This is a genomic window from Metabacillus sp. 22489 (genome assembly GCF_052044855.1).
In the GTDB taxonomy this organism is placed as follows: domain Bacteria; phylum Bacillota; class Bacilli; order Bacillales; family Bacillaceae; genus Metabacillus; species Metabacillus niabensis.
Genome location: NZ_JBQENT010000074.1, coordinates 1 through 13,771, shown reverse-complemented (window position 1 = coordinate 13,771; position 13,771 = coordinate 1). Strand labels below are relative to the sequence as shown.

The window sequence follows — 13,771 nt, the reverse complement described above, 5'->3', positions numbered from 1 at the left end:
GAAAAATGTGGGGGTGAAATGTATCCTGAGTATTATAAAGGGGTACATGGCATAGAGTACAAATTATCGGATATTCTCTAACCATGAAAAGGACCGGGCTATGCCCGGTTTTTCTTATTTGGGAGTTAGGTAAACTCGTCATTTAACGGAAAGGATACGAGATCCCACGTTCTCCTATATTTATGAAAAAAAGAAATAAAAAAGAGCCAACACGTCATCTTGTTAGCTCTTCTTTTAGAAGCTTATCGAGCTTCAGGACGAGGCTCTCTCGCTACTTCTTCAGATGGTTTAAAGAGTAATCCAAGGTTAATTAAACCAGCAATTCCTACTAAGCCATAAATCACTCTAGAAAGAGCTGTATCATCCCCAAAAATGGCTGCTACTAAGTTGAAACCAAAAAATCCTATAAGTCCCCAGTTGATTGCTCCAATAATGGTTAACACTAATGCGATACGTTGAATTGCGCTCATATGCAACCTCCTAAAATATTTTCTTTGCATGATTAGAATGTGATAAAAAGGTAAATCCTATTCGTTGGAAATTGTTGTGTGAAGCACTTTTCTTTACAAGAAATAAATGACTATACATAATTTAAGTATGGAGGCGATATTGAATGGATAATTTTACATACTATAACCCAACAAAATTGATTTTTGGTAAAGGGCAGGTTGAGCAATTAGCTACTGAAGTACCATCATATGGCAATAGAGTATTGCTAGTTTATGGTGGAGGCAGTATTAAACGTAATGGACTTTATGATCAAGTTGTGAATATTTTAAAAGATAAGCAAATTGAAATTTTTGAACTATCAGGTGTTGAGCCAAATCCGCGACTTTCAACTGTACAACGTGGTGTGGACATCTGTAAGAATGAGAATGTTGACTTTTTACTTGCAGTTGGTGGAGGAAGTGTTATCGATTGTACAAAAGCAATTGCAGTAGGTGCGAAGTATGAAGGGAATCCATGGGATATTGTGACGAAAAAACATATTCCAACAGAAGCATTACCATTTGGAACAGTGCTTACAATTGCTGCTACTGGTTCTGAAATGAATTCAGGCTCAGTTATTACAAATTGGGAAACGCAAGAAAAGTATGGCTGGGGAAGCCCATTAGTATTCCCGAAATTTTCAATCCTCGATCCTGTAAATACATACACAGTTCCGAAAAACCAAACAATTTATGGAATTGTTGATATGATGTCACATGTGTTTGAACAATATTTCCATCATACAAAGAATACACCGTTACAGGACAAATTTTGTGAATCAACATTAAGAACTGTTATTGAAGCTGCACCAAAATTAGTCGAAGACTTAGAAAATTATGAGCTGCGCGAAACGATTCTTTATGCGGGAACAATTGCGTTAAACGGTCAGCTGCAAATGGGCTATCGCGGTGACTGGGCAACACATAATATTGAACATGCAGTTTCAGCGGTTCACGACATTCCACACGGTGGCGGTTTAGCGATTCTATTTCCAAACTGGATGAAGCATACGATGTCAGAAAACGTCGACCGTTTTGTACAAATGGCGGTAAACGTATTTGATGTAGATCCTAGCGGAAAGGATAAGGAAGCAATCGCAACTGAAGGAATTGAGAAACTTCGCGAATTTTGGAGCAGTATTGGCGCACCAAGCCGCTTAAAGGACTATGATATCGGTGAGGAAAGCATTGATGTCATGGCTGATAAAGCAATGGCAAATGGTGAATTTGGTAATTTCAAAAAGCTAACGAGAGATGATGTTGTAGCGATTTATCGAGCTTCTTTATAAATTTAAGCTACAGAGTGGTTGCTACTCTGTAGCTTAGCTATTTTTATGTGAGTAATCCAGCTTCTAACTCTTATTCCATAAAATGAAGGTTCAGACAATTTTCTTTGTTGTTTACGCTTACATTAATAACTTAGCTTGATTTACTAGAGTAGTTTAGATAAAGTGAAGATAGTTATAATAATATTGAAGTATATGGAGGAAATGTTTTATGACACATGTACGTTTTGATTATTCTAATGCATTAACTTTTTTTAACGAACATGAAATTACATACTTACGTGATTTTGTAAAGGTTGCCCATCATTCAATCCATGAGCAAACTGGAGCTGGAAGTGATTTCTTAGGCTGGGTTGACCTGCCAAAGAACTATGACAAGGAAGAATTTGCTCGCATTCAAAAAAGTGCAGAGAAAATTAAATCTGATTCAGATGTCCTTCTTGTAATCGGAATCGGTGGCTCATATTTAGGAGCTCGTGCAGCGATTGAAATGCTTAACCATTCTTTCTACAACTCTTTATCAAAAGAGCAACGAAAAACTCCACAAGTCATTTTTGTTGGAAATAATATTAGCTCTACATATATGAAGGATTTACATGATCTACTTGAAGGAAAAGACTTCTCAATTAATGTCATTTCTAAATCAGGTACAACAACAGAGCCTGCTTTAGCATTCCGTATTTTCAGAAAGCTTCTAGAAGAAAAATATGGTAAAGCAGAAGCGAAACAACGTATCTATGCAACAACTGATAAAGCACGCGGTGCATTAAAGACATTAGCAACAGAGGAAGGCTATGAATCATTCATTATTCCTGATGATGTCGGCGGTCGTTATTCTGTTTTAACAGCTGTTGGCTTACTTCCTATCGCAGTAACAGGAGTTGATATTGAAGCGATGATGAAGGGTGCTGCAGCAGCAAGTGAAGACTTTGGTAAGTCTGAGCTTGAAGAAAACCCAGCATACCAATATGCGGTTGTTCGTAACGTTCTTTACAACAAAGGAAAAACAATTGAAATGCTTATTAACTATGAGCCAGGTCTTCAATATTTTGCTGAATGGTGGAAGCAATTATTTGGTGAAAGTGAAGGAAAAGACCAAAAAGGAATTTATCCTTCTTCTGCAAACTTCTCAACAGACCTTCACTCATTAGGTCAATACGTACAAGAAGGTAGACGTGACATTTTTGAAACAGTTATTAATGTTGAAAAACCACGTCATGAACTTCTTGTTGAAAAAGAAGATAGCGATTTAGATGGCTTAAATTATTTAGCAGGAAAATCTGTTGACTTCGTTAACAAAAAAGCATTCCAAGGAACAATGCTTGCACATACTGACGGAGGAGTGCCTAACTTAGTTGTTTCAATTCCAGAGATGGACGAGTATACATTCGGCTACTTAGTGTACTTCTTTGAAAAGGCATGTGCAATGAGCGGATACTTATTAGGAGTGAACCCATTCGACCAACCAGGTGTTGAGGCGTACAAAGTAAATATGTTCGCATTACTTGGCAAACCTGGCTTTGAAGAGAAAAAAGCTGAATTAGAAGCACGCTTAAATAAATAAACATGAAAAGAAGCTGTCACTTGAGTCAAAATTGACCAAGGACAGCTTCTTTTTTGTTCAAAAAGGTGAAATACTTTCAATTTCCGGAGAATACTTTCATTTAAGAAAAAATACTTTCAAATCTAGGGTGAATACTTACATAAAAATAAAAATACTTTCAATCTTTAAAAGCTACATTCAAATCACGAATTTACAAACAAATGTTGAAGTAACTCCTTATTCTTTTCTTCAAAACGACTGTTATGTGACGAAACCCTTGCTTTAGCAGGTGAGTTAGGGTCTAAGTACATTTTCGCTTGATTTACTGCATTTGCTGCATCGGCAAATGCCCCAAGGATAAGATGCACTTTACCGTCAAATGAAAGAATATCGCCTGCTGCGAAAAGTCCCTCAATAGATGATTGTGCCTTGCTGCTACCCTTTACATAGAACTCGTCAACAAGCTCAATTTGTAATGGACTTTCTTTAATAAAAGAAAGCTCTCGTTCAAAACCATAGCTAATGATAACATCATCAATTTCAATTGCTGATTCCTCGCCTGTAAGCTTGTTTTCAAGTATAACTGAGCGAATCTTTGTGTTATCTGTAGTAGAAACAAATTTTTTTATTGTTGTATTTACATGCTTTTCATGAGGGTATTGATCTAAAAGTGAAAGCTGGGCCTCGTGACAATCGAATTTGTCTCGTCTATGAACAATATGTAGGCTTTTAACAACAGGAGCGATACTAACAGCCCAATCAATTGCTGAATTACCCCCGCCACAGATAACGACATCTTTGTTTTTAAATTTGCTTAAGCTTTGCACAACATAATGAAGATTCGTTACCTCAAAACGATCGGCACCTTCAATGTCTAATTTAATTGGCTTTAGAATCCCGCCACCAACAGCTAAAATGACGGTTTTGCTAAAATGCTGTTTTCCGCTTTCTGCCGTCAATATAAAAGTATCAGCCGTTTTTTCGATTCGAATGATTTTTTCATTTAGGACAACCTCAGGGTCAAAGGTTAATGCTTGTTGAACCATTTGCTTAATTAATTGTTCACCAGTAACTGGTGTAACCGCACCGACATCCCAAATCATTTTCTCTGGGTAAACGTGGACTTTACCACCTAAATTTGGTTGGAAGTCAATAATTTTTGTCTTCATTTCTCGCATTCCGCTATAAAATGCAGAGTAACAGCCTGTTGGTCCACCACCGATAATCGTTACATCAAATAGCTCTTCATGATTTATCAATATTGTGCACGCTCCTTCGTTTTCTTTTCTTTCATATAAATTGTTAAATCCTCACTATAAAGCCGAAAAAGTATGTTCATGAAGATAGATGTGAGGATGTGAATATAAGTTTTTGATAACGTTTAATATGATAATGATTCTCAATATCATTATCTGTTGTTTCATTTCAATTGTCAATATTGTTTTATAATGGACGATTAAGCATGTTTTTTACGTAATAGGAAAATCTAATTGAAAAAGGGGGTTTTATTATGCTTGAAATAAAATCAAGGCTAGAAGGAAAAGCATTTCCTTTATATGAGCTCGAACAAAAATTAAAGCCTTTAGGGTATGATATAGGCGGGAATTGGGAATATGATCATGGCTATTTAGATTATAAAATCGATTCCGAGGTCGGGTATCAATTTTTAAGAGTCCCGTTTCAAGCTATTAATGGAGAGCTTGATACACCTGGAGTAGTGGTTCAAATCGGTACACCTTTTCTGTTATCACATAAATATCAAATTGGCTTAGATGATCACGCTCGTATCGGGAATGTGAGTGCATCATTTAACCAGTTTCAGGAGCCGGAGGATAAAGATGCAACCTTCCCAAATGAATATATCGAGAATGGGAAGGAGCTTGTTAAGCAGCTTGAGGATACGCTGCTATAGTTAATGGCTAAAGACAATTAATGAGTCTTCATTCTCGATTGTATAGGTGAGGGGTGGATTTAGTTTCGTTTCCTCTCCTTTTTTTATGCCGATTAATATCGATTCATTTTCTAATAACTCATGGCTGATCGTTCGAAAGGTTTTACCGACATCTTCCCGTTTTACAGGGATGATTTGAAACAGATTTCCTTTTGCTGGATTTAATTCGGAATAAACTTGGGACAATCCGTTTTTTGCTAAATAGCTGCTCATAATAAAGTGACTTGTTAGCTTATACGTTTTGATAATTTCATCAGCACCTGCTCGATTCGCATTATTCGTTTGTTTCTCTGTCAAAACCTCAATGACACAATACAAGCTTGGGTTAACACCTTTTAATGTAAGGAGTATAAGTATTGAATTCATATCAGCGTCATGCTCATTTTTATTTTGGTCAGCAGTAATAATTGCTGCATCTGCATATGTAATATTCGCTTTGGCTAAAACTCGTTCATCTGTCGGATCGCCTTTAACAAAGTAAACATTTTCTATAAGGGGTCCACTTTTTAATGTTTCATCAATTAAGACAATTTGCTTGTAGGGTTTAACGGAATGCAATGAATCGATCATTTCTTTTACCTTTTCGTTCCAGCCGATTAAAATCACATGGTTGCTTCCTTTAAAGGTTAAATCCCCTTCGACATAAGCATGCTGTTTTCGAATCGCTGCTGCTGAAATCGTTGCGAAGTATGCACTAACCATACTAGCTCCGATCAAAATCATAATCATCGCAATGATTCTACCACCAACTGTTTCTGGGGAATAATCACCAAAGCCAACTGTAGAAACCGTAACTAGTGCCCACCAGATTCCATCAAATGTAGAGGGGAATTCTTTCGGTTCAACAAAAGAAATAATTGTGCCAAATACTAGAATGATAAGGATGACGACAAATGAGATTTGAAAATAGAGCGGCCACTTAAGCCATTGAATCATTGTTTTGTTTGATTTTGTCATTAATCTCCATCCTTTCCTTTCTTATTATTCGGTAGGAAGGATAGTACCTCCCGAATAATTGTATTTATTTTTGTTGTAACTTCATCTTTTCCATATACATCAATGGCGCGTTGGATCGTTTCAATCGTTTCATCAGTGAACTCAATTAGTGGCTTATCTTCCTCTGAATCATTATAAAAACCGATAAAAGTATCTAAGCCTTCATTCATTTTATCAATTGCTTCACTTAGCAGTTTTTTTTCATCTTCACTTACTTTCAAGTGACCACCACTTTCCTTGACATCAATCTTTTTCCATTAGTAGTATGTTCAATTCTCTCTATTCTTATTGAGAAGAACTGTTTGTACATCTTAAAATCAAGCAAATATCAATGTCTTCATCCAGTGACGTCTTTCATGTATAGTAATAAATAGATGAAGGTTGACTTATTTCATGAAAAGAGGGAAGTGACATATGCTAATCAAACATGAATTAAAAACAAATAATCACGATGAAATGGTTGAGGTGACTAGTTTAGTTCAAAGAGATGTCAGCGAATCTGGTCTACAAGAAGGTACTGTTCTTATTTATTGTCCACATACAACAGCCGGTATTACGATAAATGAAAATGCAGATCCTGATGTAAAAACAGATATGATTCGCCGCTTCGATGAAGTATATCCATGGGATGATGAAAAGGATTTACATATGGAGGGAAATACGGCAGCACATATGAAGGCCAGTACGGTAGGAGCTTCCCAAGCCGTTATCGTTACAGGAGGAAGATTATTATTAGGTACTTGGCAAGGAATTTATTTTTGTGAATTTGACGGTCCTAGAAGGCGTACATTTTATGTGAAAATTCAAGGAGAATAAGACATGACATAAAGCAGTTGACCCCTCAAATAAATAGGGGTCAATCTTAGCTTTAAGTAAATCTCTCTTTGAAACTAGAGATAAAAGGTAACCTGACCAATCTTCCCGACAATTTCATTTGCTGCAAGGAAGCGGGGAAGAGGCTCCTCTGTAGAGCGAGGTGAAAACTGAAAAAGATAGCGATCATCTAGTCGAGTGACTTGTGATAATAAATACGCAGATTGTGTTGCATATGGCTTGCGTCGTTTATTTAATGCTTCGATCATTTCTTCTGATGTTTTGATTCCGACTCCGTGGCCATAAAACGTTCCATTCCCTAAATCGATTGCGTTTTCTCCACGCCAATATGATTTATTAGGATCAAATTCCGGATTATTAAAGTAGACGCAGTCACCAGGCAAATAATCATTTCCTCTAGTTGTTACAATCGGTAAATCCTCATCAGAACGCCAATCCCTTAAATAAATTCCTTGATACAACCGATCAAATAGACTGTTACCGAATACCTGGAGAACAGCTTTATAAAAGATAATAACGATAGCAGTCGCACATTCAAAGCCATATTGTTTTCCGTTGATAAAAATATCATGGATCGCATTTGATGGCTGAACCCCATTTCTTAATTGAAATCCGCCGGTTCTCGTTAATATCCAATATCGTGCATTACATTTAGAATCCTCGAATACCGTAAACTCCGCCTTGCTTGCGAGTAACTCTTTTGCAGCTTGAATAATCGCTGATCTCAGCTTTAGCGTAAAATGAAAATGCTCGAGATTATAAAAGGAATATGTTGTTTGATAGTTTGCCATTCTGTTAATCATTTCGTTTTCAACTGCTGTATTTGAGGGGGTTTTAAGCTGTAGAGCGTATGCGGCCGTATTTCCAATGAAAATCATCGACTCCCTCCTTTCTCATGCTCTCTAATATATATGGAGGAGAAGGGAGAAAATAGTAATAGAACTTAAACTTTTATAAGAAAGAAAAGCAATTGGCTCCATAGATGTGAGGGGGAATTTTCTATGGAGCTTATGCTTGTCGGGGCTGAACGAGGCGCTTCCGCTTTTCTAATGTCTAGCTGCAGCGCCTAGCCCCTCGAGGTCATAAGTCAAGAAAGAATAGAAGGTAAAGAACACCTTCAATTCTTTCTCGCCTTATGCTTGTCGGGGCTGAACGAGGCGCTTCCGCTTTTCTAATGTCTAGCTGCAGCGCCTAGCCCCTCGAGTCATAAGCCACATCAGAATTGAAGGTAAAGAACACCTTCTATTCTGATGCGTCTTATGCTTGTCGGGGCTAACCAGTCGTTTCCGCTTTTCTTAAACCCGGTAGTTTTCTGGAATTTCTGTTTGTTCAAAGTTTGTTACAAGCTTTTTAAGATTTGTGTGGAGCTCATCTCCTGTGATTGGGAATCCATGACCTGTTATTGCGATTTGTGGTTCCAATGCTTCGATTGCTTTGACAGATGCAAATGCCGCTTGCCAATCGGTTGTGAAATAAGGGGGTGGGCCGTGCATTTCTTGTTTTTGCGTCAACACTTCATATAATGATTCCTGCTCAACATTTGTTATCGCATCGCCAGCAATTAACGCTCTGTCTGAATCTCTGAAAAGTGAAATATGTCCTGGTGTATGTCCTGGTGTTCGGATGTAACGCCAATTTGGAAGTGGAGGGATTTTTCCATCATCACCTAATAGCTGTAAATTAGAGCTAATGTTAATGCTATGTCTTGGAAACATTGGCGACATTTTTGCGACGAGACCTTCCACTTCGTTGTTTGGTGGTGGATAATCCTCTTTTCCAGTTAAGTACGGCTCCTCTAATGGGTGTGCATAAATAGGGACATCCCATTTTTGTAGTAATTGCTCGATTGCACCGACGTGATCGAAATGTCCATGTGTAAGGATGATGTTTGTAAGCTTACATCCCTTACCGAATCTCTTTTCAGCCTCCTGAATAATCATTTCTCCAGAGCCAGGCATACCTGCATCAACTAATATAAATGTATTGCCTTCATTAGGATTCCCGATAAAACAAACATTCACAATTTGGACATTGAAGCAATAAAGATCAGGCATGACCTCGATACCAAGTCCACTCGAAATCGATGTTAATGGCATTTTTTCCAATTCATTTACCTCCAATTTGTCATATCTAAATTAGTATTTCATAAAGTGTTATGGAGTATGACAAGCAATAAAAAGAATGGATAGATTGACAAATACCAATGACCATTTTATAGTTAAACACGTGAATAGTTAAATTGTTTAACTAAAATATGTTTTAAGCATGAGTTATTAAAAATAAAGCCTGAAGTAATAGCAGGCATGTAAGAATAAAAGGAAGGTGGCTCCCTTCGTGGATGAAAAACTGATCGAAGAATTAATTAATCGGTATATTAATGTTTCCTTCTCCGTAACAAAAAGTGGGGAAAATCTTATCAAGGGAATCATTGGGGATTTTATTACGTACGATCAACAGTACACATTGCGCTACATTTACTTACATAAGAGATGCACTTCCACTGAATTAGCGGAAGTTTTTCAGGTGAAGAAAAGTGCAATAACTGCGATTATTAATCGACTTACAGAAAAGGAATTAATTAAACGAACGAGGGATGAATCAGACCGCAGAGTGATTTATTTGACTCTTACAGACAAAGGAATCGAATATTATTCTAAAGCAGAAAAAAATATTCAAAATTTAGTAAAAACATTTATTACGAGTTTCGATGAACAAGAGATTGTTTCTTTCATTGAAACATATGAGAAGCTAAATAACATTTTAACGAATATAAAAGACTGTCAATTGGAGGAATAGTAGTGAATTCGATTATTAAAGGAAAATGGGTTGTCATTGCTGCATGGATTGCCATTGTTATAGGATTGTTTTTGCTTGCACCGAGTATGGCTGATCTTGTAAGGGAAAAAGGGCAAATTAGCGTTCCTCAAGGGTACTCATCCTCACTTGCATCTGAAATATTAGAGGATGTACAAAATCAAGAAAATGCAAAGGATGAAACAGATGTAGCTTTAGTCTTTCATAATGAGAAGGGTCTTACTGAACATGAAATAAGTGAGGCTGAAAAGGCGATTAATTTATTAGAGGATAATAAAGAGCTAGGTGTTTCAAGCATTCTTACTCATTTTCATGAAGAAAGCTTAAAGGATCAGCTAGTTTCAAAAGATGGAAAAACGATCCTAGCTTCTGTTACGGTTACATGGAATGACCGTGAAGCAAAGGAGCTATCTGATTTATTATACGAAACGATAGAGGATGTTGATGTAGACCATTATTACACTAGTGACTGGATGATTGATGAAGATGTCATGAACAGCTCTGAGGAAGGCTTGAAAAAGACAGAGGGAATTACGGTTGTATTCATTCTAGCTGTATTACTTCTAGTTTTCCGCTCTGTGATTGCACCACTTATTCCTCTCATCACAGTTGGGATAACGTATTTGGCATCACAATCAATTGTCGCAATATTGGTCGATAAATTAAACTTTCCGATTTCTAACTTTACGCAAATCTTTTTAGTAGCCGTCTTATTTGGAATCGGAACGGATTATTGTATTTTACTTTTAAGTCGTTTTAAAGAGGAGTTAGCTCATAGAGAGAGCATTACAGAAGCGATTGTTGAGACTTATCGTAACGCTGGTCGCACAGTGTTTTTCAGTGGCTTAGCAGTTATGATCGGGTTTGCTGCAATTGGATTTTCCCAGTTTAAGCTTTATCAATCAGCAGCTGCTGTAGCTGTAGGTGTCGCGGTTTTAATTATTGCCTTATTCACAGTTGTTCCGTTTTTTATGGCTGTCTTAGGAAGCAAAATATTTTGGCCTGCAAAAGGAAAGCTAGAGCATGGTGATAGTAAATTATGGGGTGTTGTCGGGAAATTTTCCCTTTCAAGACCACTTATTGCGCTGCTTATCGTTGCTGCGGTTTCCGTGCCATTTCTTGTGCAATATGATGGTGAGCTATCATATAACTCGCTAGAAGAAATAAGCGGTGATGTAAATTCAATAAAAGCATTTAATGCAATTGCTGAAGGATTTGGACCAGGTGAATCAATGCCAACGCAAATTGTATTAGAAAACGATGAAGCGATGGATTCAACTGAATATATCAGTCTTGCAGAAAATATTTCAAAAGAGCTGGAAAAGGTTGACCTAGTTGATACAGTCCGCTCTGTAACGAGACCGACTGGCGAGAAAATTGAAGATTTCTATGTTTCCAACCAAGCTAAAACATTAGAGGAAGGTCTTGGTGAAGGGAAGGAAGGGCTCGTTGAAATAAGCGATGGCTTAGCAGAGGCAGAAAGTGAATTATCAAAATCATCTCCACAGCTTAAAGAGGCAACAGATGGAATTACTCAATTAATTGATGGAACAACAGAAATTAATTCAGGATTAACAGAAATCCAAACAAACTTAGCGAAAATTGAAGATGGAATCCGCCAAGGCTCAGCAGGAGCAGACGAAATTAAAAAGGGCTTAGCTGATGCAAAGACAGGAGCTCTCAAGCTACAGGAAAATAGCAATTTGCTATTAGGTGGATACAAAGACGTAGCTGCTGGGTTGAACGTATTGAGTGGGGAATATGAGAAGGTTAGTAAAGGCGTTGGTGCGATCTCTACAGCACTTAATAACCTTGATGGTAGTTTTGCTACTCTTGAAAAAAATCCAGAATTCGCACAATTATTAACTGATAAAACATTTGCGCAAACCTATGGCAATATAAAAGGAACTGTACAAAATGTAGGTAAGGAGCAATTACCTGGGGTAGTAGCAGGTTTAAACACGTTAAATCAAAAACTAACGGAAGCAACCACAGGTGTTACGACTGCAAATGAAAACTTTGCAAAATTAATTCAAGGTCAATCACAAATTTCCGATGGTCTCACACAATTAATTGCTGGAATTGAACAACAGCAAGCAGGATTGAATCAATTAGCTGATGGTCAAGGACAAATTGTTAGCAATATGCCTAAGCTTTCTGATGGATTATCTGGTGTTGCAGATGGTCAGAAGCAATTATTAAACGGCTTCGGTGATCTTGATGGGCAAATGAATCAATTAACCGATGGACTTGGCCAAAGCGTTGATGGGTTAAACCAAGTGTCTGCTGGATTAGGCTCTGCACAGCAGTATCTAACAGACCTTTCAAAAACAGATGATTCTACAGGTTTTTATTTACCTGAAGAAGTGTTAGCAAGTGATGAATTTAAAGAATCGTTGGATACGTATCTATCCGCAGACCGTAAAGTGATGACAATTGATGTTATTTTTAAAGCAAACCCATACTCAAATGAGGCTATAAATCAAGTAGATGAGTTAAACGCAGCTATTGAACGAGTAACGAAGGATACGAAGCTTGAAAATGCAAAGGTTGCAATCGGTGGAATAACGAGCACGAATGCTGATTTAAGTACAATGTCAAACAATGATTACACACGTACGGTTGTGTTGATGCTTGTCGGTATCGCGTTTATCCTTGTTTTCTTGTTCAGATCCATTATTATGCCGCTTTACTTGATCGCTTCATTAATTTTAACGTATTACACAGCGATGGGAATTAATGAAGTAATCTTTGTCAATATATTAGGCTATTCAGGAATTAGCTGGGCTGTTCCGTTCTTTGCTTTTGTGATTTTAGTTGCGCTAGGTGTTGATTATAGTATCTTCCTAATGGATCGCTTTAATGAATATAAAGATTTTTCGGTTGGAGAAGCGATGCTGCTCGCGATGAAAAAGATGGGAACTGTTATTATATCTGCGGTTGTCATTTTAGGCGGGACATTTGCAGCGATGATTCCATCTGGGATGCTATCACTTATCCAAATTGCAGCGATTATCTTAACAGGGCTATTGCTGTATGCGTTCATCGTATTACCGTTATTAATTCCAGTAATGGTGAAAAATTTTGGATCCGGAAACTGGTGGCCTTTTAAACGGGCGTAAAGTAGCAATGGTTAATGGGAAAAATTGAGAGATAATACCTATTAGAATATATGGTAAAGGGACTTTTCTATCCTTGCATTCGTTTCCAATTGGTGATAGAATGAAAGTAATTATTTTTGTTCGGATAAGGATGTTAGATGGAAGTTGCTTCAAAAGTTTCCTCCTCTTAAAACGATCGTTGTCTAGCAAGAATAGTAATACATGTGGACATATTCATTCCACACAGGAGGAAAAGCAATGTTAGAAGGTAAAGTAAAATGGTTTAACTCAGAAAAAGGTTTTGGATTTATCGAAGTTGAAGGTCAAGACGATGTATTCGTACACTTCTCTGCTATCCAAGGCGAAGGCTTCAAAACTTTAGAAGAAGGCCAAACAGTAACTTTTGAAGTTGAGCAAGGAGCTCGTGGACCACAAGCTGCTAACGTACAAAAATAAGCTTAACGCTGCATAAGCAGCTCTTATAAAAAGACTCCATTTACGGGGTCTTTTTTTGTGTGGAAAAATATAGATTACTTGATAACCGTTATGTCTAGTAATAATCTGTGTTGTATTAGTCTGAGACTAAGCTGGCGCTTCCGCTTTTCGGGATGTCTAGCTGCAGCGCCTAGCGACGTATAAACTTCACAATCCTCCTTACGATAAGTCAACATCGAATCGCTATCGCTCTTCGTGTTTCCTTTATCTCATACGGATTGCTCCAGTTTATACGTCGCTGAGCAAGGCGCTTCCGCTTTTCG

General features: G+C 37.5%; 13 protein-coding genes. 7 read left to right on the top strand and 6 right to left on the bottom strand.

Features of this window, described 5'->3' with window-relative positions; all coding sequences use genetic code 11:
- Positions 1 to 242: 242 nt before the first annotated feature.
- Positions 243 to 470 carry a DUF378 domain-containing protein gene (locus ACTJJ9_RS25175; protein WP_095303191.1) on the bottom strand — a complete coding sequence of 76 codons (228 nt, stop codon included), beginning with the start codon at positions 468 to 470 and terminating at the stop codon, positions 243 to 245.
- Positions 471 to 613: 143 nt separating this feature from the next.
- On the opposite strand from ACTJJ9_RS25175, the gene ACTJJ9_RS25170 reads away from it, so the two are divergent.
- Together ACTJJ9_RS25170 and ACTJJ9_RS25165 are read left to right on the top strand one after the other, a co-directional pair.
- Positions 614 to 1,777, top strand: a complete 1,164-nt coding sequence (locus ACTJJ9_RS25170; RefSeq protein WP_145582926.1) for an iron-containing alcohol dehydrogenase — start codon at positions 614 to 616, stop codon at positions 1,775 to 1,777.
- A 208-nt stretch (positions 1,778 to 1,985) separates the two neighbouring features.
- A complete protein-coding gene (locus ACTJJ9_RS25165; RefSeq protein WP_095303189.1) occupies positions 1,986 to 3,338 on the top strand; it encodes a glucose-6-phosphate isomerase in 1,353 nt (450 codons plus the stop codon).
- Positions 3,339 to 3,520: 182 nt separating this feature from the next.
- On the opposite strand, the gene ACTJJ9_RS25160 is transcribed toward ACTJJ9_RS25165, so the two are convergent.
- Complete coding sequence (locus tag ACTJJ9_RS25160) at positions 3,521 to 4,573, bottom strand: NAD(P)/FAD-dependent oxidoreductase (protein ID WP_440768982.1); 1,053 nt, start codon at positions 4,571 to 4,573, stop codon at positions 3,521 to 3,523.
- Positions 4,574 to 4,827: 254 nt separating this feature from the next.
- Here ACTJJ9_RS25160 and ACTJJ9_RS25155 point away from each other — a divergent pair, with 254 nt between their 5' ends.
- Positions 4,828 to 5,229 (top strand): YugN-like family protein, encoded by a 402-nt coding sequence (locus ACTJJ9_RS25155; protein ID WP_145582924.1) that lies wholly within the window; start codon positions 4,828 to 4,830, stop codon positions 5,227 to 5,229.
- Here ACTJJ9_RS25155 and ACTJJ9_RS25150 read toward each other — a convergent pair whose 3' ends face one another.
- Both ACTJJ9_RS25150 and ACTJJ9_RS25145 read right to left on the bottom strand, forming a co-directional pair.
- Complete coding sequence (locus tag ACTJJ9_RS25150) at positions 5,230 to 6,225, bottom strand: potassium channel family protein (protein WP_145582922.1); 996 nt, start codon at positions 6,223 to 6,225, stop codon at positions 5,230 to 5,232. It abuts the gene before it with no gap.
- A complete protein-coding gene (locus ACTJJ9_RS25145) occupies positions 6,225 to 6,485 on the bottom strand; it encodes an atypical membrane-integrating protein (Mistic protein) (RefSeq protein WP_145582920.1) in 261 nt (86 codons plus the stop codon). Before ACTJJ9_RS25145 ends, ACTJJ9_RS25150 begins: the two co-directional genes overlap by 1 nt.
- A gap of 193 nt (positions 6,486 to 6,678) precedes the next feature.
- Between ACTJJ9_RS25145 and ACTJJ9_RS25140 the strand changes: the two genes are divergently transcribed.
- Positions 6,679 to 7,080, top strand: a complete 402-nt coding sequence (locus ACTJJ9_RS25140; RefSeq protein WP_145582918.1) for a secondary thiamine-phosphate synthase enzyme YjbQ — start codon at positions 6,679 to 6,681, stop codon at positions 7,078 to 7,080.
- A gap of 74 nt (positions 7,081 to 7,154) precedes the next feature.
- On the opposite strand, the gene ACTJJ9_RS25135 is transcribed toward ACTJJ9_RS25140, so the two are convergent.
- The gene (locus tag ACTJJ9_RS25135; protein ID WP_145582915.1) at positions 7,155 to 7,976 is read right to left on the bottom strand and encodes a protein-glutamine gamma-glutamyltransferase; all 822 of its coding nucleotides are present in this window, start codon (positions 7,974 to 7,976) and stop codon (positions 7,155 to 7,157) included.
- 417 nt (positions 7,977 to 8,393) lie between these two features.
- Positions 8,394 to 9,194 carry an MBL fold metallo-hydrolase gene (locus tag ACTJJ9_RS25130; protein ID WP_145582934.1) on the bottom strand — a complete coding sequence of 267 codons (801 nt, stop codon included), beginning with the start codon at positions 9,192 to 9,194 and terminating at the stop codon, positions 8,394 to 8,396.
- Positions 9,195 to 9,432: 238 nt separating this feature from the next.
- On the opposite strand from ACTJJ9_RS25130, the gene ACTJJ9_RS25125 reads away from it, so the two are divergent.
- From ACTJJ9_RS25125 to ACTJJ9_RS25115, 3 genes are all read left to right on the top strand, one after another.
- The gene (locus tag ACTJJ9_RS25125; protein ID WP_095303183.1) at positions 9,433 to 9,894 is read left to right on the top strand and encodes a MarR family winged helix-turn-helix transcriptional regulator; all 462 of its coding nucleotides are present in this window, start codon (positions 9,433 to 9,435) and stop codon (positions 9,892 to 9,894) included.
- 2 nt (positions 9,895 to 9,896) lie between these two features.
- Complete coding sequence (locus ACTJJ9_RS25120; protein ID WP_145582913.1) at positions 9,897 to 13,034, top strand: MMPL family transporter; 3,138 nt, start codon at positions 9,897 to 9,899, stop codon at positions 13,032 to 13,034.
- Between the two features lie 237 nt (positions 13,035 to 13,271).
- The gene (locus tag ACTJJ9_RS25115) at positions 13,272 to 13,469 is read left to right on the top strand and encodes a cold-shock protein (protein WP_066330280.1); all 198 of its coding nucleotides are present in this window, start codon (positions 13,272 to 13,274) and stop codon (positions 13,467 to 13,469) included.
- Positions 13,470 to 13,771 lie beyond the last annotated feature (302 nt).